The organism is Faecalibacterium butyricigenerans (assembly GCF_020687345.1).
GTDB classification, from domain to species: domain Bacteria; phylum Bacillota; class Clostridia; order Oscillospirales; family Ruminococcaceae; genus Faecalibacterium; species Faecalibacterium butyricigenerans.
In genome coordinates, this window is record NZ_JAJEQL010000012.1 from 22092 (window position 1) to 44912 (window position 22821).

Here is a 22821-nt window from a genome sequence, read left to right on the forward strand (position 1 = left end):
CGTCACGCAGCATCCGCTACAATGTGATTGATGAGGTCTCTTTTCCATTATGGAGGTACACATGGAAAAGGACAAAAAAGTAACTGCTTTATACTGCCGACTGTCAAAAGATGACGGTTCAAACAGCGAAAGCCTGAGCATCCGCACTCAAAAGTCAATGCTTATGGAGTATGCCACACGCAACGGTTTCGGGAATTGCCAGTACTATGTTGATGATGGTTACAGCGGTACGAACTCTGACCGCCCTGCCTTTCAGGAACTTCTGGATGATATCCGGGAAGGAAAGGTGGCAACAGTCATTACCAAAGACCAGTCCCGACTTGGACGCAACCACATCGAAACCGGAACGTATATGGAAATCTTCTTTCCTGAACACGGTGTCCGCTATATTGCAATCAACGATGGTTATGATTCCAACGAGCAATCTCAGATGGATATTGCCCCGTTCCGAAACATCATCAATGAAATGTACGCCAAAGACACTTCCCGAAAGATCAAGAGTGCCCTTCGGACACGCAAGAAAAGTGGAAAGTATATCTCCAGCGGCGCACCGTTTGGCTACCAGAAAGACCCTGCCGACCACAATCACCTTGTGATCGACCCGAACACCGCCCCCGTTGTTGAGTATATCTATTCAATGGCAGAGGAAGGGCTGGGGCTTCACCGCATCGCCAAGCGGCTCCACGATGAAAAAGTCTTGAAGCCGTGTTACTACAAGAAAGAGATGTTTGGCCGCTTTATTGATGATGAAAAGATGTATGATTGGGACAGTGCCTATATCAGTCAGGTTCTGCACAGCCCAGTCTACGCCGGACACATCATCTACGAAGCCAAGCCCACCGTGTCCATGAAATCCAAAAAGCGGCGTTATATTCCGTTTGAAGAACGCGCTATCGTTCCGAATACACATGAAGCAATCATCCCACAAGACCGTTGGGAGAACGTGCAGCGAATCCTTTACAGCCGTTCCAGTAGTTTTATGTGCGATAAGACCGACTACGACAATATCTTCAAAGGCATCGTCCGCTGTGCAGACTGCGGCAGAACGATGTTAGTCAAGGTCGAGCACAGGCGCAAACGTAACAGTGTTCTGGATCAGACCTTTTATTGTTGCAGCACTTATCGGAAATATGGTGCGAAAGCCTGTGACTCGCATAATTTGGAAGCCCGTGTTCTGCATGAAGCTGTCTTTGCGGACATTCAGGCACACGCAAAGGCCGCTGTGAGCAATCGGGAAGCCCTTGTGAAGAAGATTGCAAATCAGATGCACCTCCGGGTGTCCTCTGACCGGGCGCAGCACAAACGGGATTTGAAGCAGTGTAAAGCACGAATCGCAGAAATCGAAGACCTGTATGCAAAACTTTATGAGGACGTATCAAAGGGACTTCTCCCGGAGAAACGTTTTCAAATGCTTGCAGATCGCTACGACAAAGAACAGGCTGAACTGACCGAGAAGATTGAGCAGTACGAGCGGGAAGGCCGTGCTGAACACGATCAGCTGGACAAGATTCAGGATTTTATTGATGAAGTCAGCAAGTACGCTGGTATCACCGAACTGAACTATAAGATTCTGCATCAGCTGATTGACAAGATTCTGGTATCCAGAGCGGAAAAGGTCGATGGCGAATACGTCCAGAAAATCCAGATTTTCTACCGCTTTATCGGCCCATTGGATGCCATCGAGTAACAAAGTCAGAAAAGTCACCTCCGAGAACTATCCTACAGACGCAGGGCGTGAGGGTGAAGCAATCTTTCGCCGCGTGTACGGGCTGGCAGGCAGCAAACTCCTGGTTAAACGGCTGTGGATCAGCAGCATGGAAGATGCCGCTATCCAGCAAGGCTTTGATTCCTTAAAGGATGGCGCAGAGTACGACAACCTGTTTGCCGCTTCGGAGTGCAGGGCAAAGGCGGACTGGCTGATTGGCATGAATGGCACACGGGCATTCACAAAGAAATACGGCAGACGGCAGACCATTGGACGGGTTCAGACTCCGACACTGGCAATGCTGACGGAACGGCAAAGCAAAATCCAGAACTTTGTAAAAGAGCCGTACTACAAGGTGGAAATCACGGGAAATGGCATCGTGGCAGAATCGGAACGGATGGCACAGGAGCAGGATGCGGATACCATGCGGGCAGCTTGTGATGGACAATGTGCCGTGGTCTGCAGCATTGAGCACAAGCGGAAAGAGCAGTCCGCCCCGAAGCTGTACGACTTAACGACCTTGCAGCGAGAAGCCAACCGCTATTATGGCTTTACCGCCAGCCAGACATTGAAGATCGTACAGGAGTTGTACGAAGAAAAGCTGGTGACATACCCGCGAACGGACAGCCAGTACATCACGGAAGATATGCAGCAGACCATGACAGAGTTGCTCAAACATTATGGCGGTGAAGCAGATGGAGTAAAGCAGGTGGTCAATAACAAAAAAGTCACTGACCACCATGCGATTCTGCCGACACTGGAAAGCTGCAAACGTGAACAGAATAACCTATCCGGGGATAAAGAAAAGGTCTTTGCCCTCATCGTCTGGAAGATGCAGCAGGCAGTGCAGTCGCCGTACATCTACGAGGATGTTCTGGTAACAGTATGCTGTCAGGACAGGAAATTCACTGCAAAATACAAAAATGTTTTGCAGGCAGGCCATACCGCAATGCCTGTTCCATTTGCAGAACAGGAAAAAAGCAAGGATGTGGCATTCCCTAAGAAACTGGAACAGGGCGCGGTGATTCCTGTAGTGAGTGCGGAGAAAAAGCAGGGCTTTACCTCCCCGCCGAAAGCATTTACTGAAGATACCCTGCTTTCTGCAATGGAAACCGCAGGCAACAAGGAATTTGAAAAAGACACGGAAAAGAAAGGACTGGGAACGCCTGCGACCCGTGCAGCGATTCTGGAAAAGCTGGTATCTTCTGGCTATGTGGAACGCAGAGGCAAGCAGATTCTTCCCAGTGCAGAGGGGGTTACGGCAATCGTAAATATCCCGGATTACCTGAAATCGGCAAGCATGACCGCCGAGTGGGAAAATGAACTGCTGCGGATGGAACGGGGCGAAATAAAGCCCGCCGACTTCATGCGGGAAATCAACGGACTTTTGGATAAGATGTTGGCAGACCTCCGGCAGATTCCGACCGTACAGGAATCACCTATTTATAATAAGGTATCTATCGGGGACTGCCCGGTATGCGGCAAACCCGTCTGCGAGGGCAGGCAGAACTTTTACTGCTCTGACCGGGAGTGCAAATTTGCCCTCTGGAAAGAAAGTAAATACCTTTCTGGCATGAAAAAAACGCTCACGAAGAAAATGGCAACTGACCTTTTGAAGAAAGGACGCACTCATGTAAAAGATTTCTATTCCGCAAAGAAAGATAAGACTTTTGCCGCAGACCTTGTGATGCAGGTAGAAAACGGCAGGGCGCAGTATAGTCTTGAATTTCCGAAAACACCAGCTAAGAAGTAAGGAGGGAACAGTTGGCAAAATTTAACGATATTCGGGAACTTGCCCAGCAGAATGCGCGGTGGGTTAGCAATTCTCCGAAAGACTGGATGAACTATCTGGATGTGGCGGCACGACTGTACCGCTATTCGTTCAAAGATACTCTGCTGATCCATGCCCAGCGTCCTGACGCGACTGCCTGTGCAGAGCTGGAAGTCTGGAACAAGAAAATGAACCGCTGGGTAAACCGTGGTGCAAAGGGCATTGCACTTCTGGACGATGCCAGTCCACGGGCAAAGCTGCGCTATGTGTTTGACATTGCGGACACGCATCTGGTGCAGGGCGGCAGAACGCCGATCCTCTGGCGTATTGATTATTCGGAACACCAGCAGATGATCCTCGACCATCTGGCGGATACCTATGCACTGACCCAGACGGACAGCATGAATGCTGCGCTGATGGAACTGGCACAGCAGTTGACCGCTGAGAATCTGGAAGAAGCGATGGATGGTCTGGAATATGAGGTGGCAGACACATTTCTGGAAGGACTGGACGAAGATAATCTCCGTGTCCGTTTCCGGGAGCTGATGACCAACAGCATTTTCTATATCCTTTCCCGACGCTGCGGACAGGAACCGTTGGAAGTTCTGGACGATGAGGATTTTATCCGTATCGTGGATTTCAACCAACTTCCGGTCTTGACATTCCTGGGCAATGCCGTTTCGGAACAATGCGAAGCGGTTCTCCGTGACATCGGACGGGAAATGCAGAAAATTTACCGAAAAGAAGTTACAGAACATCTTGCAAAAACTGCCGACAGGTTGTATAATGCCAGTATGGACTTTAGCACATTAAAGCGCGAAACTGAAACGAACATCACCGAAGGAGGAAAACCGTATGGAACTGACTTATCACCGCAAGGGGGACTACCTGTTTCCGAACCTGACCGTACAAGACAAGCCGATGAGCATTGGGAAGTACGGGATGCTGCGCAGGACTTATCTGAGGGAGAACAAGAAGAACTGGTATCAGAGTATGCTGATGAGCGGCAGGCTGAATCAGCATCTGGCGCAGATCGACGAGCAGGCGGAGAACCGGATGGAAGAACTGATCGAGAGCCTGAACGAGAAGTATCCGGCTCCGAACAAGGAAGCCGAACAGATGGCATGGGTGGCACACCAGAACAATCTGACCGCGATGGCGGAAGAGATCGTGCTGAAGGAATTGGTGTACAACTAACCGCTGACACAACCGAACAGGATTTGAGCGAAGCAGAGGAAGAAATTGCCTCTGCTTTTTCTCTGCCCAGTTTGCCGACCGTGGAACAGCAGATTCGGGCAATCGAAGCCCCGATGCAGGCCCAGTATGCCGATGAGATCACGATTCCGGCAGAAGTTGTGGATGAAATCCTGCGGACGGGTAGCAATCGAAACAAAAGTCAGCTCCGTCTTATCTATAACTTTATGACCGAACAGACCCCGGAAGAGTATACTGCTTTTGTCAAAAAGGAATATGGCGAGGGCGGCAAGGGCTTTGAGATCGGCGGCACAAAATATGCGGTCTGGTTCGATGAGCTGGGTATGCAGATTGCCGTTGGCGATACGGTTCGGAACGACCCCAAAAACAAAGCGTTTCTGTCTTGGGAAGATGTCAGCTGCAGAATCCATCAGCTTCTGCAGCAGGGAGAGTATGCACCAAAATCGGTTTTGGATGCTGCCCGTGGAAATGCCCTGCATGAACACGCAGAAGCCCTGAGCTATATGGAACGTGATATGGCAGAGGGTATCGCAGAAATGGTCTTTGCCGATACGTCCATCTTCTCCGGCGGATACCCGGAACTTACAGAACGCCTTGCAAAGCTGCTTGACCAGCCGGAATTTCTGGCTGACCTGAACGAACGTCTTTTGGGACTGGCAGAAGCTTACGCCGAAGATAAAAGTGTGATGCGGATGCAGTTCTACCGCCCGGACAAGGTATCGGAACAGTTTCAGAAGTTCGCCCTCCCGTTCCGGCCGTATCAGGCAAGAGAGGGCTTTCAGTGGAATGAGCAGAAAGTCTTTATCACGGAAGATGAAATTAACGCTTTCCTTGCAGGCGGCGGGCCATATTCGGATGGCAGGCTGGCAACGTACAGTTTCTTCCTTACCCATACAGAGAAAGCAGAACGCGCGGCATTTTTGAAAGACCGATACGGTGTGGGTGGCAGCAGTCATGCACTTTCCCGTGCAGATAATTCCCATGCCAGCTATGACGGCAGAGGTCTTGAACTGGCACGGGGCATCTATGGAAAGCCGGATGCGCTTGTAAAGCTGAACTGGAATCAGGCGGCTGAACGAGTTGCAAAGCTCATTGACCAGGGTTTGTATCTGAAACCTGCGGATTACAGCCGGATGCCGAGTTACGAGCGTGAGCAGATGGCAAATCGGGTAATCGGTTTCTACCATCGTCTGCCCGATGAAGTGGAACGTCCGTTTGAGCGGGAACTGCTGAATGAGGATGCCAGAAAGAAACTGCCCGTCATGCTGGCTGACCCGGAACAGGCGGCAGAACTTCTGGAAAAGATGGACGCAGCACTTCTTTCCGTTCCGTTGGATTCCCCGGAATATGCGGAAAAATCAAAGACGCTTGCTGAACTGCACCAGTATGTTGAGGGAACGTACACGATCTTCCCGGAAAAGAAAAAGGCTGTTGAGATTTCTGTTTCTGAGACAGGACAAATATCGCTTTTCGATATTTGGGCGCAGGAGAAGGAATCGAAAGAGCATTCAACCACCGCAGTGGTTGAAGAATCCCAGAAGCAGGCGGCAAAGTACGGCAGAAACATCGGAGATTATCTCTATCTGGAAGATGACCGCCTTTATAAAATCGAACGTGTCACGGATTCTCTGATCTATCTGAAAGATATGGAGCGTCCTGCATGGGCGGCGCGGGTGCTTCGACCGAACCAGTATGATGCAGAACTGGCAAAGAATCCGCTGAATGATTATCTTCTGGCAGGGCAGAAATCTGCATTGAAAGATAGTCGCTGCGTTTACAAAGAATGTCTGTATTTCATGCTGGATGCGGTGCAGCAGAGTGAAATCTATCCGTATCTCCGTGACCGAGATGTGGATGCAGATGAAGCGGAAAAGGAACTTCGGAACAAAATCGACGAACTGTTAGAACAGAATGCGGAAGCTGCCCCGCTGTATCTGGAAGCCAGCGAGAACTGGGAAAACTTCAAAGACTGGCTGGTAGAAGATATTTTCCAGCGCACCTATCAGGATATGGTGGTAGATTCTCGTGATGCAGTTGCCCTTTACCAGAATGACATTCATGCCCCCCGATGGGTGCGTGGCATGATGGCAGAAGCTACGTCGCAGGAAATTAAGACAGCACCGGAGAAGAAGCAAGGAGAAAAACAGGAAACTCCGTCTGAACCGAAACTGAAAGCCTACTACCGTTCGACTTCACAGATGGAGGACGGTCATGTGGAGCGTATCGCTATTCTGCAATATCCGAACGGAAAATATTATAACCACTACGGTTTTGATGATGTTAGGGGCGAGGGGGCAGGGAGCGCAGGCCCGTTTGACACTCTGGAAGATGCAAAGCAGACGCTGAAAGCACATCGCTTAGACGCAGTGGAAGGCTTGCCGCCGCTGTCTGTTGAAGCAGAAAATGAGTATCATGGATTAAAAGCACGTTACCCTGATGCACTGGTCGGCTTTGAGCAGAATGGCTTTTTTGAGTTTTATGGGGATGACGCCAGACGAGTAACGGAACTGATTAACACAAAGCTACTCGATAAGGAAACTACACAGGGAGAAATTCCAGTGACAGGATTTTCTCGTAAGCAGTGGGCATATTATGGGAAGGAACTCTGGAAAGGGGGTGAGAGTGTTTATCTTTCCGGTCAAGGGGAAGATGGAGCGCACTATGAAACCAAATATCTGCGTCGGGAAGAATATCTTCCTCGAAACGCAGAAATTGAGATTGACGGTAGAGAATTTCGTGTGGATTCGGTCGATTTCAAGAATAGAACCGTCAGTTTACAAGATATGACTCTCGCAAAAGAAGTACGGTATCCAATTTTCTGTACTGAGCCGCTTGAGTATGTGCGTCACCTGTATGAAATGGGTGATATGCAATATCATAACGACATTGAGCGGAAAGTCTTTGAATCCCTGGACAAAGCACAGGTCGCTTACGAGGACTTCTCCCCGGAGCAGATGGATGTGATCTATGCCGTGGCAGAAAAGGGCGGCAGTCTGGAAGAATTGCTGAATCCTGAATTTAGCCCGGAACAGATGCAGCTTATCGCAGATGTGCAGACCCGGACAGATGCTATCCATCGTTCGGCGGCAGATGATGCTGTTAAGCCCCTTACCAGCAAGCCTATGACCCCGGAAGAGGTCAACCAGGCACGGAAAAAGGAGAATCTGCCGCTGGACACGGCTACCGCGCAGAAGCCGCCTGCACAGCCAAACCAGAAGCCTATCAATTTCCGTATCACAGACGATGATCTTGGCGCAGGAGGAGCTAAGACGAAATTCAAAGCAAATATTGAAGCTATCCGATTGCTGCAAACACTGGATGCGGAACAGCGGCAAGCGACCGCAGAAGAGCAGAAAGTCCTTTCCCGGTATGTCGGCTGGGGCGGCATTCCGCAGGCATTCGATGAGAAGAATGCGGATTGGGCAAAGGAGTATGCGGAACTGAAATCTCTGCTCCCGGCAGATGAGTACAGCGAAGCGCGGGCATCCACGCTGAATGCTTTCTACACCTCACCTACGGTTATCAAGGCAATGTATGAAGCCCTTTCCAACATGGGTCTGAGCAAAGGCAATGTGCTGGAGCCGTCATGTGGAGTGGGCAACTTCATGGGTCTTGTGCCTGAAAGCATGGAGAACATCAAGATGTATGGTGTGGAGCTGGACAGCGTATCGGGACGAATCGCAAAGCAGCTTTATCAGAAGAACAAAATCGCTGTGCAGGGATTTGAAACGATGCAGTTCCCGGACAGCTTCTTTGACTGCGTGGTGGGCAATGTCCCATTCGGCAATTACAAAGTGCCGGACAAGCGGTATGACCGCCACAATTTCCTGATCCACGATTACTTTATCGCAAAAAGCCTTGATCTTGTCCGTCCGGGCGGTGTGGTGGCTGTGGTCACTTCCAGCGGCACTATGGACAAGCAAAATTCCTCGGTGCGTGAATATCTGGCAAACCGTGCTGATCTGGTCGGCGCGATTCGCCTGCCGAGCAATGCGTTCCAGCGCAATGCAAATACCAGTGTGGTGGCGGACATTCTGTTCTTACAGAAGCGTGACCGGGCGGCAGTCGAGAGGGCAGAGTGGGTAGACCTTGGCACAACGCCGGAGGGATATTCTATCAACCAGTATTTTGCAAAGCATCCAGAAATGGTGCTGGGCGAGATCACCACCGAAAGCACCCAGTACGGCAAGCAGGAAACCACGGTCAAGCCCATCGAGGGTGCAGACCTGGCACAGCAGTTAAAGGCTGCTGTCGAGAACATTCACGCGGAAATCACAGAACCGGAAATCACGGACGATGAGCTTGACCAGAGTGCAGAACCGCTCCCGGCAGACCCGGATGTGAAGAATTTCAGCTACACCAATGTGGATGGACAGGTTTACTACCGTGAAAACTCCTACATGAACAAGGTTGACCTACCTGCGGTCACGGCAGAGCGTGTGCTGGGCATGATCGCCCTGCGAGAAATCACGCAGAAGCTGCTGGACTGCCAGTTGCACGATGGCACAGATGCCGAAGTGGAACTGCTGCAAGGAAAGCTGAAAGACCAGTATAAGCGGTTCACTGCACAGTACGGTCTTATCAACAGCACCGCCAACAAACGGGCATTCCGGCAGGATAGCAGCTATTGCCTCCTGGCATCGCTGGAAATTCTGGACGAGGACAAAAACCTCAAGCGGCTGGCAGATATTTTCACGAAACGTACCATTCGCAAGCCGGAACCTGTTACCTCGGTGGATACGCCCAGTGAAGCTCTTGCACTCTCCATTGGAGAAAAAGCGAAGGTCGATGTGCCGTTTATGGCAGAACTTTGCGGAAAGACAGAGCAGGAAGTAACCGAAGAACTGGCAGGCGTTATCTTCCGCAATCCTGTCACACAGGTGTGGGTGACGGCAGACGAATATCTGTCCGGCAACGTCCGGGAAAAGCTGGCAACAGCAGAAACCTTTGCTGCAAACCACCCGGAGTATCAGGTCAATGTTGAGTATCTCAAGCGGGTACAGCCGAAAGACTTGAACGCTTCGGAGATTGAAGTACGGCTGGGTGCAAACTGGATCAAGGCAGAATACATCACGGACTTCATGGAGCAGGTGTTCAAAACGCCGAGTTATTATATCGGAAGTTCCATTAAGGCAACCTATTCGGAAATCAGCGGCGCATGGAATATCAGCGGCAAGTCGCTTGACCGGAGTAATCCCCGTGTGACGAATACCTACGGCACAATGCGGGTTAACGGCTATCGGCTGCTGGAAGATGCGCTGAATCTCCGGGATACCAAAATTTACGATACCGTCTATGAGGATGGAAAAGAAAGGAGAGTGCTGAATAAAAAAGAAACCATGCTGGCGCAGCAGGCACAGGAAGCGATTCGGGATGCGTTCAAACAGTGGATTTTCAAGGATTTAGACCGCAGAGAGGAACTTTGCAAGGTCTACAATGAGCGATTTAATGCGATTCGTCCCCGTGAATACGATGGCAGTCATATCAAGTTTGTGGGCATGACCCCGGAGATCAGTCTGATGCCGCACCAGAAAAATGCAGTGGCGCATATCCTGTATGGCAATAATACGCTATTGGCGCATTGTGTTGGTGCGGGCAAGACCTTCCAGATGATCGCTGCCGGCATGGAAAGCCGCCGTCTGGGTCTGGCACAGAAGAATCTCTACGTTGTGCCGAACCACCTGACGGAACAGTGGGGCGCAGACTTCCTGCGGCTGTATCCGAATGCCAATGTGCTTGTGGCAACGAAAAAGGATTTCGAGCCATCCAACCGGAAGAAGTTCTGTTCCCGGATTGCTACGGGCGATTATGATGCCATCATTATCGGACATTCGCAGTTTGAGCGGATTCCGCTTTCCCCGGAACGGCAGAAATCCATGATCGAGCGGCAGATTCAAGACATTACCTTTGCGATTGCAGAAGCAAAAGCGGAGGACGATGGCAAGAGTTTCACGGTCAAGCAGATGGAGAAAACGAAGAAAACCTTGCAGGCAAAACTTCAGAAGCTGAATGACCAGAGCCGCAAGGACGATGTAGTTACATTTGAGCAGCTTGGCGTTGACCGACTGTTTGTGGACGAGAGCCATTTCTATAAAAATATGTTCCTCTACACAAAAATGCGGAATATCGCTGGTATTGCTCAGACCGATGCGCAGAAATCCTCGGATATGTTTGCAAAGTGCCAGTATCTTGATGAAATCACTGGCGGCAAGGGTGTGACCTTTGCAACAGGTACACCTGTATCGAACAGCATGGTAGAGCTGTATACCATCATGCGTTACTTGCAGTATGACACATTGCAGAAACTTCATCTTGGACACTTTGATAGCTGGGCGGCTTCGTTTGGCGAAACTGTTACGTCGATTGAACTGTCCCCAGAGGGAACGGGCTACCGTGCAAAGACGCGGTTCGCCCGTTTTTTCAATCTCCCGGAATTGATCTCACTGTTCAAGGAGTCCGCAGACGTACAGACAGCGGATATGCTGAATCTGCCTGTACCGGAAGCAGAGTACATCAATGAGGTGCTGAAACCCAGTGAAACACAGCAGGAAATGGTGAGCAGCTTTGCCGACCGTGCAGAGCAGGTGCGAAACGGCAATGTCAATCCCAAAATTGACAATATGCTCAAGATCACGAATGACGGTAGAAAGCTGGCCTTGGATCAGCGGCTTATCAATGACCTGCTCCCGGATGAGCCGGAAAGCAAGGTCAATCTCTGCGTGGAGAATGCCTATCAGGTATGGGAAGAATCCACGCCCGACAAATCCACCCAGTTGATCTTCTGTGATTTATCGACCCCGAAAGCAGACGGAACATTCAATGTGTACGATGATGTTCGGGAAAAACTGGTGGCAAAGGGAATCCCCCGTGAGGAGATTGCCTTCATCCATGAGGCAAATACCGAAACCAAAAAGGCAGAACTGTTTGCAAAGGTGCGTTCCGGTCAGGTGCGTATCCTGCTCGGTTCGACCCCGAAACTTGGTGCTGGTACGAACATTCAGGACAGGCTGATTGCCCTGCATCATCTGGATTGCCCATGGAAACCCTCTGACCTGGAACAGCAGGAAGGACGCATTCTTCGTCAGGGAAACCGCAACCAGAAAGTGAAGATTTTCCGTTACGTCACAGAGAATACGTTCGATTCGTATATGTGGCAAATTCTGGAAAATAAGCAGAAGTTCATCTCGCAAATCATGACCTCGAAATCTCCTGTCCGTGCCTGTGATGATGTGGACGATACCGCACTGACTTATGCAGAAATCAAAGCATTGGCAACGGGAAATCCCTACATCAAGGAAAAGATGGATTTGGATATTCAGGTCAGCAAGCTGAAGCTGATGCGGGCCAATCATACCAGCCAGATTTACAGCCTGGAATCGGATATTGCACGGCGGTATCCGGCAGAGATCACGGCAGCGAAAGAGCGCATAGCAGGTCTGAAAGCTGACCTTGCAGTGGCAAAGCCGTTGCTGGAACAGGATAAGGAGAAGTTCTCCATCACGGTGGAGGACAGGGTTTATACCGACCGCAAGGAAGCAGGCTCGGCGATTCTTGCAGCCTGCGCCGCAATGAAGATCGCTAAGACAGAGGGACAAATCGCAGATTTGGGAGGGTTTGCAATCAGTTCCCGGTTTGATGCGTTCGCCCAGACATTCAAACTGACCATCAAGCGGCAGAGCAGTTATACGATTGAACTTGGCAGTGACCCGGCTGGAAATATCCAGCGTATTCTCAATGCGCTGGCATCCATCGAAAAGACACTGCCGCAGGTGGAGCGCAGATTGGAAACCTTACAGCAGCAGTTGGCAGAAGCAAAGGAAGAAGTGCAGCGTCCGTTCCCGCAGGAGGCAGAATTAAACGAAAAATCTGCACGGCTTGCAGAATTGAATGCCCTGCTGGATATGGACGAAAAGGGGGATGATGCGGCTCTTGGCATGGATGAGGAAGTACCGGATAGCGAACTTCCTGCGCCGAAGCGTGAGATTGAGCGGAGTGCAGACAGTGTGAAACGACCGTCGATCCTTGCACAGCTTCACGAAAAACAGGCGGAACGCATGGCAGAGCCGAAACCGCAGAAAAAGAAAAGTCACGATATGGAACTGTAACTGAGAATGCCCCGTCAGATCTCCGAAAGGGAATCTGATGGGGCAGATTTTGTAAAGGAGGGCATGAATGGCAGATAAGCGGGCAGACCAGCTCAAAGAAATCACGGAACGGTTGGAGCAGGGCGTAAAGGACATTTTTACTTCGGAAATGTATACGAAGTACCTGCTCACAATGTCGAAGTTCCATAATTATAGCTTCAATAATACACTGCTGATCGCAATGCAGCGTCCAGATGCTACGTTGGTGGCTGGGTACAATGCCTGGAAAAATAAGTTTAACCGCTATGTGAAAAAGGGTGAAAAGGGCATCCAGATTATCGCACCTGCTCCGGTAAAGGAACGAGAAGAACGGGAGAAAATCGACAAGGACACCGGGCTTACGGTGCTGAATGAGAACGGGGAGCCGGAAATCGAAGTGGTGGAGAGGGTGATTCCCCGGTTCCGGGTAGCAACGGTTTTCGATTATGCCCAGACAGATGGAGAACCGCTGCCTACGCTGGAAGTGAATGAATTGACTGCCCGTGTCAAGGATTATACCCTGCTGAAAGAGGCAATCGAACAGGTATCTCCTGTGCCAATTCGTTTTGGAGAAATCGAGGACAGCGCAAAAGGCTATTACAGCCACATGGACAAAGAAATCTGTGTTCGTGCCGATATGGGCGAGAGCCAGACCATCAAGACGATGATCCATGAGGTTGCTCATGCCATGCTGCATGACAGCGACCAGATGAAACAGCGCGGCGAGGAAAAAGACCAGCTTACCAAAGAAACAGAAGCGGAGAGTATTGCATTTACAGTTTGCTCGGCACTTGGCATTGATACTTCGGACTACTCATTTCCGTATGTGGCAAGCTGGGCAAGCGGCAAGGAACTGAAAGAATTGAAAGATTCGATGGATACGATTCGATTGACCGCTGCTGATTTTCTTGAAAAGCTGGAAACGGCGGTGGCTGAAAGGAGTGTGGAGCATATAACGGCGATGGAATATGCAGAAAAGCTGATTGCGGACAAGGAACAGGAGAAAACCATTTTTGACAACAGCCAGCGAAATCTCATTGTGAACTTTGCTTACAAGCTGGATGATCGGGCGGCATCGGAAGAACTGGCGAATAATCTGGCGGCTGCGGTTGCGGCTGAAAACACGGAAGAAGTCAACCGCCTGATGTGGGAAGCGGAAGAGAAAATCGAAAGTCTGCCGGATGGCATGATCGGTCTTTCGGAAATGCACGAATACGGGTATCTGAAAGATGATGTTCTGCCGCTGACAAAGGAAGGCGCACGCGAGTGGCATCGGCTGGGCGAACGAATTTACCCGCTGTTTCAGGATGGCACGGCAGGAGACTTCGCCAGTCAGGAAGAGATCGAACAGCATGATGGCATTTTCGGAATCAAGGCAGACGCATGGAGTGCGATTTTGCTGGAAAAGAACGAAGAGTATCTGGAAGATGAGTATACCCGCCCGGACGCTGCATTGACGGTGATAAGCCGGGAGCAGGCTCTGCGGCTGTTTGATGAGGGCAAGCAGATTTATCTTATCCGTATCAGCCCGTGGCCGGTTCTTGTCACAGGGCGTGAAGAAATCGAACGTGGAAGTGACTATTTCCAGATTGCCAAGGAAGATTTGGAAAAAGACAAGCAGAAAACAATGGAAAACAGCGAGAAAGCACCCGTTGAAAAGCTGGCGGCAGACCTTGATGATTTCGCCTTTGACTTTGATTTCTACCACTATAAGGACAGCGTGGAGGATCGGGAGCAGGCGGTTGAAGCACTGAAAGAACAGATTCAGGCTGGGGATGTTCAACCGATCAGGGAATGGCTGCAGGTTGCAGTGGAGGAAGCAGAGGGAGAGTCCGCAGAAAAGGCGGCAGAGCTGATAACCCGGCTGGATACGCTAGTCAAAGAGCAGAAGCTGCTTTCCGGCAGCGAAAAGCAGTTTGGCATCTACCAGATCACTGCCCGTGACCCGGAACATGACTACCGTTTTATGAATCTGGACTTTGTAAAGCGGCACGGGATGGAAGTAAACCGTGCAGACTATGAACTGACCTATACCGCGCCTCTTACAGAAAAAGATACGCTGGAAGCCATTTACGAACGTTTCAATATCCAGCGTCCAACGGATTTTACCGGGCATTCGCTTTCCGTCAGTGATGTTGTGGTGCTGAACGATGGCAAGTCGATCAAAGCCTGCTATGTGGACAGCATCGGCTTTGCAGAGTTGCCGGATTTTTTCAAGGAAAGAAAGATGGATTTGAAGAAAGAAACGATTCTGGATGAACAGTTGCAGGAAATTGAAATCTTTGATAAGCCCGGTCTTTTCAGCAACAGCAGACTGCGGGATGAGGATGTGCCGGATGGATTGTACCGCTATGACCTGCGCGGGTCGGACTATGATCCGGGGCAGCCGATTCTGGTGGAGAAAACAGTGATCGTAAACCATGCGGCATCTGTTCTGATGGCAGAAGAACTTGACCTTGGCGCAGGCGGTCGGCTGGAACTGGGCGAGGAAGGGCTGAACTTCACGGGTGGATTGCTGACTGTGCGGGAGTTTATGGAAGAACAAGAGCATAAAAAGGATGGCTTAATACACGGTGACTCCGACCAGATTGCAGTTGAGGGTCATGTTGGTACATGGTATGCGATTGATGAAACGGAGGTCGGCGGCGAGAAGTTCTTCCTGCTGGAGCATGAGGAATACGGGGATGAAGCTGCCTGCGTTGCGGTCAATGAGCAGGGAAAACTTGTGGCAGAAGATTTGTGGAATGGCTTTGATGAGGATTTCCAGGATGCCGTAAAGGAGTATTTGGCTGAAAAGAATCCGACTTCACAAAAAGAAGAACAGGTTGTGCCTGTGGAGGAGGAAAGCCGCACGGATGATTCGGATGTCCCGGTCTATTACGAATCTTTCGGCTATGCAGCAGAGAATGGCGAAGTGGATTTGTACCGCATTTCCAGACAGCTCAATGAAGAGTGCAGAAACGCCATTGAAGAAGCGATTGCAGACAACTTCGACGGAATGAACCTTGCAGATGATGCTACGAAGTCCGTCGTTGAACAGTTTGGCATGGAGCGCATGGGCTATATTCTGGCGTACACGCTGAATTATAACAACCATGACGGACGCTATTCACACAGTAATAAGGAATGGGCAGACACCACCTGCAAGGGAGAACGGGGTAGCAATATCCGCACCGACTGGATCGTGCGCAGTCACCCGGCTGTGCTGAACGGGTTTGTGGATATGTACCGTAAAGAACTTGCGGCTGAACAGCAGCGGGAGCCAGAAAAACCGTTTGTCCGGCAGTTCTATGTTGTGACAGATTTGCAGACCAATCCGATGAAAATTGAGAAGTTCGGGAATCTCGATGATGCAATGTCCTGCTATCAGCAGGTTCCGAATTTTCATCTGAAAGCCCTTGGCGTAGAGAAAACGCCTGACCCACTTCCGGGCAGTCTGGACATTGTGCAGTGTAAGAACGGTATTGACACGATCGTAGAGGACTACAAGAAAGTTCCGGGCTGGGATAATCCATACATCCAGAACCAGGTGGTCGCACTGGTGGCAGAAGCGTTGAAAGTGCAGGATGTGGCGGTAGCCTATGAAATCAACGATGGCTATTTTTACATCCAGACCAGCGAGGATGGCTACGACTATACCTTATATAATAAGGACTTCACGGTAATGGACGGCGGTATCATCGAAGTGGATGGATATAGACTCGTGCAGGAAATGATGGAAGAAGTTCTGGCAGAACACGGACACAGCGTTTCTGAGTGTGGTGTGATTAGTACTGCGTTTCTTCAGGAACAGTCATACCGCGCAGAAACACAGCGGGCAGAAGCAATGAAAGAAAAGCTGGCAGCAGAGAAGCCTGCGCCGGAAGCGAACATCAGCTTTTATGTGGCAGAGTGTGCAGAGTTTCCGGTGATGGGAGAGTTCCATGACAATCTGACATTGGAGCAGGCATTGGAAATCTACGATAAGATTCCGGCAGAGCGGATGAACGGAATCAAGAGCATTGGCTTTTCTCTTGAAGATGGAAGCATCTATTCGGGAATGTTTGACCTGATGGTAGGCGGAGAAGTGCAGGCAGAGGTTGTCAACCATATCCAGCATTACCGGGAAAGCCCGCTGGTGCAGAAAGCAATTTCGGATATGAAAACGCTTTTGGAAAAGCGGCAGGCAAGCAGGGAGTTGGAAGAACGCCCCAACACCCGGCAGTCTGTTCGTGAAGCGTTGAAGAATCGCAAAAAGTCGCAGGAGCAGCAATCCAATCAGGAACAGGCAAAACCGAAGAAGGCTAAGAAGAAAGGAGAAATGGAACTGTGAGCAAGGTGCATTTTGATGAGAACGAACTGATGATTATGGCAATGTTTGAGCAGGACACGGCTGAAAACACGAAAAAGAAACTGGAAGAGGTTCTTCCCTATGTTGCAGATGATATGGCAGTCAGGCTGCTGGTGGAGCAGGTGATTTCTAAAATGGAAAATCTGCCGGATGAGCAGTTCAAGAATCTGGAACTGGATTTATACAGACCGGATGCCCCGGAAGAGGAGAAAGCGTGATGAGTGCTAATCTTTTTATGATTTACCAGATCAATGATTTGGTAAAGAGCCGGGACTATCGCTGCCGCCCGTATGAGTACCAGATTGAAAACAGCTTCATGGTGACAAGTGAGAACTATGTTCTGGGTTATAAGGCATCTCTGATTCAAGGCGTTACACCGGGGCAGATTCGGGAACGCATGGAAAAGCTAAATCCTGATAGATTCAGAGTCCGAAAATTCGGTGTCAGTGATGTGATCGTAACGTCCGTTGGCGGCAAAACGCAGTCCTATTATGTGAATCCAAAGGAGCTTATCAAGTTCAATGGATTTTTCACGAAGCTGCCCAATGGCGAGTACCTACTTCTGAACGAGGAAAGCTATCAGGTAGAGGGGCAAAAAGGAACGTGGATGGTAACGGATGAGAAAACCATAGACGAGCAACGCTTTGTGCTGATGGTGAGTGAACAGAAACCGGACTTGCTGCCTAGCATTGTAGTACAGTCGGATGGAAAATTTATGACAACGACTTCCGGTGGTTTTGATAATGCGACCGTCCGAAAAGTCCGGGAACTGCTTCACCATGAAAAGTTTTTGGAAAATGGCACAGCAGAAAGAGCAAGGGAGTCTGGCACAGAGCAGAATTACAACATGATAGATGGATGTGTAAACAATGTGCCGAAGAAGCCCAGAGTAATCGGCGGCAGAGTGTCGGTTCTGGATCGCCTGCATATCAAACAGGCGGAAAGAGCGCGAAAGGACAATGCGCAGGTTCAGCAGCAGGAACGAACCCGCAAGAACTGATAATCCGTAATGAGAGAAAGGTGGCTTCCCTAAAAAGGAAGCTGCCTTTTTTCTTTTGCTTACAATAGCGGGCTTGATATTTCAGAGAAAAGTGGGTATAATGATAACAGAACAGAAAACTTGATACACGATTCTGTGACAGGAGGAAAGTATGGAAACTTTATATGAATACCTATTAGATAACTATAAAGAAAATGAGCCGATTTTCCTTGCAGACCTTCAAGTTGATGGAATGACCCGCACGAATGTCCGGCAGCAAATCAAGAAGTTGACAGATACAGGTAAAGTAAAACGCTTTGATAATGGAATTTACTTTTTACCAAAAAAGACAATCTTTAAGTCCGGCTCACAGCTCGCACCGGAAAAAGTTCTGGAATGTAAGTATCTGCGAGATAAAGATGAACGCTGTGGCTATGTGAGCGGCCTGATGTTCTTTAACCAGATGGGGCTTACTACGCAGGTCCCTATGATGTATGAGGTTGTGTCGAACAAGGCAACAAATGATTATCGAGAAACATCTCTGGCAAAATCCCGCGTGATCGTGCGAAAGCCGAAAGTGCCTGTAACAGAGAAAAATTATAAAGCACTTCAATTTTTGGATATGCTGAAAGATGTAGATGTATATTCGGAAGTGACGGGAAAGCCGTTGCAGGATCGACTGTACCGTTATATGGATGATGCAAACTTGAGCATTTCGGAGATGGAACCGTACTTTGCTTATTATCCTGATAAGCTATATAAAAATCTGGTGGAAACGAGGGTGATTTACAATGGCTTACTTGCACAGTGACAGGGAACAGTTTAAGGATGCAATATATCTCGCGTATGACCAGACCGGAATTATGGTTCAGGCCATCGAGAAAGACTACTATGTGACGATGCTCCTAAAACTTTTGTCGGAGAAGATTCCGTATATCGTTTTCAAGGGCGGCACATCACTCAGCAAATGCCACAAGGTCATTAAGCGATTTTCGGAAGATATTGATATAACTATCGACACAACGCTTTCGCAGGGACAGAAGAAAAAGGTAAAACAGGCAATCGTGGATTCGGCAGATGAACTGGGTATGGTGATTGAAAATCTGGAAGATACCCGCAGCCGTCGTGACTATAACCGCTATGTGATTGCTTATGATTCGGTGATCCCAATGGAGAGTGCTGCGCTGAAATCAGCAGTGCTGCTGGAAACATCTTATACGGCAGTATCGTTCCCAACGGTTTTGCTCCCCGTACACAGTTATATCGGAGAGATGATGGAGAAAGAAGCTCCTGATGCAATTTCAGATTTTATGCTGACTCCGTTTGAAATGAAGGTGCAGGGCATTGACCGCACCCTTGCAGACAAGGTTTTTGCTGTGTGTGACTATTATCTGGAGGGAAAAGTGACGAAGCATTCCAGACACTTATATGACATTTATAAGCTTCTTCCACTTGTGCCTCAGAATGAGGACTTCAAAGAATTAGTACATGAAGTTCGAGAAGTCCGTTCGCATTCCAGCATTTGCCCATCGGCGGCGGCAGAGGTGGATATACCAAAGCTGATTAGAAAAATCATAGAGGAAAAAGCGTACAAACCAGATTATGATGCACTGACTACGCAGCTCTTGGAAGAAAAGGTGTCGTATGATACCGTAATCGGTGCGCTGAAGCAGATTGCAGAAAGTGATTGGTTCAAAGAGTAAATAGATAGGGAGATAAAATGCCTACATCAAGCATCTTTACAAATATTGTGATTAACGATCCAGGAAAAGCAGAGAAATTTATAGATGCACTTGAAGCATCTAGCCATGATCCTGCATGGCAAACGGCTTCGTCAATAAGACGACCACTCACAGATATTGAAAAGATTCGTGAACTAATGGCAAAGCGAGGATACGTTAAATAAGAAATCAGCCTTGGCCTGGAAAAGAGACCAAGGCTGATTTCTTCTTTATAGGGAGTGTTCCGACTGATGTAATCTTTTCTGTTCTTGCTGTTTGGGTTGTGAGATATCAAGGATGTGATTTACATTTTCGCAGACCGTTTGTAATTCACGATGGTAGTCTCTGAAATACTGGTAGGTTTCATATTGTGCGCTCTTCTGCTGTACCAGAAGTTCTTTTTCAGAACGCAGGTCGTTCATGGTTGGAAGTTTCCCGTCTGGTGAATGTTGCTTTAGAAATTGCAACGCTTCTTCATATTTGGCAATCTCGTCTGCATGGTTCTGCCGGGAATCCTTTTTATTGGTGGATTTCAGAAAATCAGCGTAGACCGATTTTGTAGAAAGATACTGTCCCAGATAATGAATCTGTTCGTTCACTCTTTTCAGTTTGGCTTCAGTGAGCTTGGCATCGCTGCGGGCTTTTGCCATTTTGGACTGAATCGTATCTGTGGTATCTTGCAATTTTTCCTGAGTATCATACCCATGCTCCTGAATGTAGGCAACAGTTTTAGCCATTTGCTGCAAATTGCTGATTTTTACTTTCTGGGCATAGGCTCGGCTTTGCTGTGCCTTAATGCAATTCTGTAAATCAACCACAAGACGCAGGTCGGATTTGATGAACAGAATGGTGATAGGATCATCCTGCACCCATTGCGCCTGATTCTGTTCAGCGGCGAGTGCATTTTCTTCAAAGAGCTGCAAAAGGTATTCTCGGTCGTAATGACTTCCCAGCTTTCTGGCAGAGATGAATTTCTGTCGGTCAGAGGGAAGATAACTGAATCGCCCTCTATGGTCTTTAACCTGTATTCCGTATTCTGCTTTGAGTAGCCGCTGAAATTCTTCAAAAGATTTCGCACGTTCCGCAATGTCGTTGATGGCATTGCGGATTTTTTCTTTGTTGGTTTCAAATTTTGTTTTCATGGGTGCGATGCCTTCTGCCATAATCTCCATGTTGGCCATATCAAGATTTAGCTGTCCTCTGCGCTGGGCATGATATTCCTGCTGTGTGATTTTTTCTGCAGCAGGAGAGAGCAGATCGACCTGATACAATCCCTCGCGTTGGCAGATGTCCATAAGAGAACCTTGTAAATGACGGAGATACTCTTTTGTCAGATGGTGCTTATATCCGGCCTTGCAGTCGATGGCACGTTCAGTATAAAGCTGAGAGGCTATATCTTCTTTTCGTAGGCTGTTGATAATGATATGGGTATGGATATTACCGGAGTTGTTGCTGCCGTCTGTATGAGTGCAGACAAGTGCCTGATGCCCAGGAAAATTTGCTTTGGCATATTCCATGCCAATAGCTTGTGCTTGTTCCCCGGTCAAACCATGATCGGCAACATCCATGGGATCGTGGCTGATAATGTAATGGTGGCATTTGATTTCATCATATCTTTGATTTTTATGGTATTGCTGGTTGAGCAATTCACACTCAAGATCGAATGCTTCAGGATTGCAGTTCAATCCATCAAAATAAAACTCATCCCGGAGCATGGAATTGCCGTTTTCATCAAGGATAGGAACGAGGTGAAATTCATCATGCTGGTATTTCAAGTAATCAATAACAGCACCATAGTCAGCGTTTTTTACTGCGAAGTGTTTTAGGATTGCCATAGATTCCTCCCAAGTGAACAATTTCTCGACGGAGTTCCCGAACCTCTGTGATGCACTTTTTAATTTCGTCTACGATACTGACGGTGATTTTTCCACCACTGTGCAAATAGCGGGTAATCTGATTCAGATTGTTTCCGATGCCGGCAGCGATTGTAACTAGCTGATGGATTTCTGACGTGTCCGCAACGATGTAATGAGTGCTTGCTGGTGCTTCCTTGAGAAAACACTTTCGGATATATGTGCTGGTGGGTAGTCCTGCACTTTCAGCGTAGCCGGATACGATTTCATATTCCATCTCGCTGCAACGGATATGAATATCGTGGGTTCTCTGAATGGGCTGCTTGTTTTTTGGTCTTGCCATAGTGGTATCCTCCTGTTTTTTTGAGAAAAGATTTATCCCGACAAGCCGTAGGCGGTCGGCTGCGACCACTTTAGTGGAAGCCAGACAGCCAAAATCTGTGATTTTGCGCGTGCCGTGGGAATGGGGAACGGAATCCCCATCAAGATTGCCAGAGAACAAAAATCCCGAAAGGGAGTTTTTGGTCTACGCAGGCGAATCTTGCGCTACTTACGGTGGAAGCCGTAGCCTTACGCATTTTTCGGGTTCTTCTATCTTTAGAATCGGGCAGAGCGTGTTTCGCAAGGTGTTTTGAAAAAAATCAAAAAATTTTTTGAAATACCTTGCGAAATGACCTTTCTCCAATTCTATAAGTGAAAGAGGCTGACACACCACCCCAAAAAACAGAAAGGAATGAGTGAATGACCGAAACAACTGCAAGAACCTATCACACCGTGGAAAGCCTGCGCCAGATGGCACAGACCAATCTCCGTAATGTGAACCGTGAGGAACTGGTAGACATCAACGAGGTAGAAATCAGAAAAGACTTGTCGCAGCGGGAGCGGATGGTCGATTTCATTTCGCAGATCAAGAACCCTTATTGCTATCTTGACAAGGGCATGGTAGTGAAGATCAGCTTTGCAGGAGAGAACAGATTAGAGGACACTCTGAAAAAATGCGCACGAACACATAGGAGATAAAAAAAGAAGAAAGCAGAAGAAAATTTGCACTTTAGCACATTAAAGCGTTGACATAGACCGCGAAATATGAGATAATGGCTTTGGGTCAAAACAGAATATGCTAA

The 22821-nt window shown here is 48.7% G+C and carries 12 protein-coding genes; 10 read left to right on the forward strand and 2 right to left on the reverse strand.

What is annotated here, in order from left to right; all coding sequences use genetic code 11:
* Window positions 1-61: 61 nt before the first annotated feature.
* The 9 genes from LKD23_RS06425 (at window position 62) to LKD23_RS06475 (ending at window position 20029) form a co-directional block, all read left to right on the forward strand.
* On the forward strand, window positions 62-1687 hold the full coding sequence (locus LKD23_RS06425) for a recombinase family protein (RefSeq protein WP_223383313.1): 1626 nt from the start codon (window positions 62-64) through the stop codon (window positions 1685-1687).
* A complete protein-coding gene (locus tag LKD23_RS06430; protein WP_227620944.1) occupies window positions 1620-3458 on the forward strand; it encodes a DNA topoisomerase in 1839 nt (612 codons plus the stop codon). The genes LKD23_RS06425 and LKD23_RS06430 overlap by 68 nt, the downstream gene beginning before the upstream one ends.
* Before the next feature lie 11 nt (window positions 3459-3469).
* The gene (locus tag LKD23_RS13035; protein WP_255668144.1) at window positions 3470-12796 is read left to right on the forward strand and encodes a helicase-like domain-containing protein; all 9327 of its coding nucleotides are present in this window, start codon (window positions 3470-3472) and stop codon (window positions 12794-12796) included.
* Between the two features lie 67 nt (window positions 12797-12863).
* Window positions 12864-17126, forward strand: a complete 4263-nt coding sequence (locus LKD23_RS06450; RefSeq protein ID WP_227620947.1) for a DUF3849 domain-containing protein — start codon at window positions 12864-12866, stop codon at window positions 17124-17126.
* Window positions 17123-17362: a transposon-transfer assisting family protein gene (locus LKD23_RS06455; RefSeq protein WP_227620948.1), complete on the forward strand. Its 240-nt coding sequence runs from the start codon at window positions 17123-17125 to the stop codon at window positions 17360-17362. Before LKD23_RS06450 ends, LKD23_RS06455 begins: the two co-directional genes overlap by 4 nt.
* A gap of 17 nt (window positions 17363-17379) precedes the next feature.
* Window positions 17380-18144, forward strand: coding sequence for a DUF4316 domain-containing protein (locus LKD23_RS06460; protein ID WP_227620949.1), 765 nt, complete (start codon window positions 17380-17382; stop codon window positions 18142-18144).
* 151 nt (window positions 18145-18295) lie between these two features.
* Complete coding sequence (locus tag LKD23_RS06465; protein ID WP_118629388.1) at window positions 18296-18934, forward strand: DUF6088 family protein; 639 nt, start codon at window positions 18296-18298, stop codon at window positions 18932-18934.
* 52 nt (window positions 18935-18986) lie between these two features.
* Window positions 18987-19826, forward strand: coding sequence for a nucleotidyl transferase AbiEii/AbiGii toxin family protein (locus tag LKD23_RS06470; RefSeq protein WP_227620950.1), 840 nt, complete (start codon window positions 18987-18989; stop codon window positions 19824-19826).
* Between the two features lie 17 nt (window positions 19827-19843).
* Window positions 19844-20029, forward strand: coding sequence for a hypothetical protein (locus LKD23_RS06475; RefSeq protein ID WP_227620951.1), 186 nt, complete (start codon window positions 19844-19846; stop codon window positions 20027-20029).
* A gap of 45 nt (window positions 20030-20074) precedes the next feature.
* Here the strand turns inward: LKD23_RS06475 and LKD23_RS06480 are convergent, their stop codons facing one another.
* Both LKD23_RS06480 and LKD23_RS06485 read right to left on the reverse strand, forming a co-directional pair.
* Window positions 20075-21679 carry a relaxase/mobilization nuclease domain-containing protein gene (locus tag LKD23_RS06480; protein WP_227620952.1) on the reverse strand — a complete coding sequence of 535 codons (1605 nt, stop codon included), beginning with the start codon at window positions 21677-21679 and terminating at the stop codon, window positions 20075-20077.
* Window positions 21642-22040, reverse strand: coding sequence for a plasmid mobilization protein (locus tag LKD23_RS06485; protein WP_118595978.1), 399 nt, complete (start codon window positions 22038-22040; stop codon window positions 21642-21644). The genes LKD23_RS06480 and LKD23_RS06485 overlap by 38 nt, the downstream gene beginning before the upstream one ends.
* A 398-nt stretch (window positions 22041-22438) precedes the next feature.
* Between LKD23_RS06485 and LKD23_RS06490 the strand changes: the two genes are divergently transcribed.
* A complete protein-coding gene (locus LKD23_RS06490; RefSeq protein WP_227620953.1) occupies window positions 22439-22717 on the forward strand; it encodes a DUF6870 family protein in 279 nt (92 codons plus the stop codon).
* Window positions 22718-22821 lie beyond the last annotated feature (104 nt).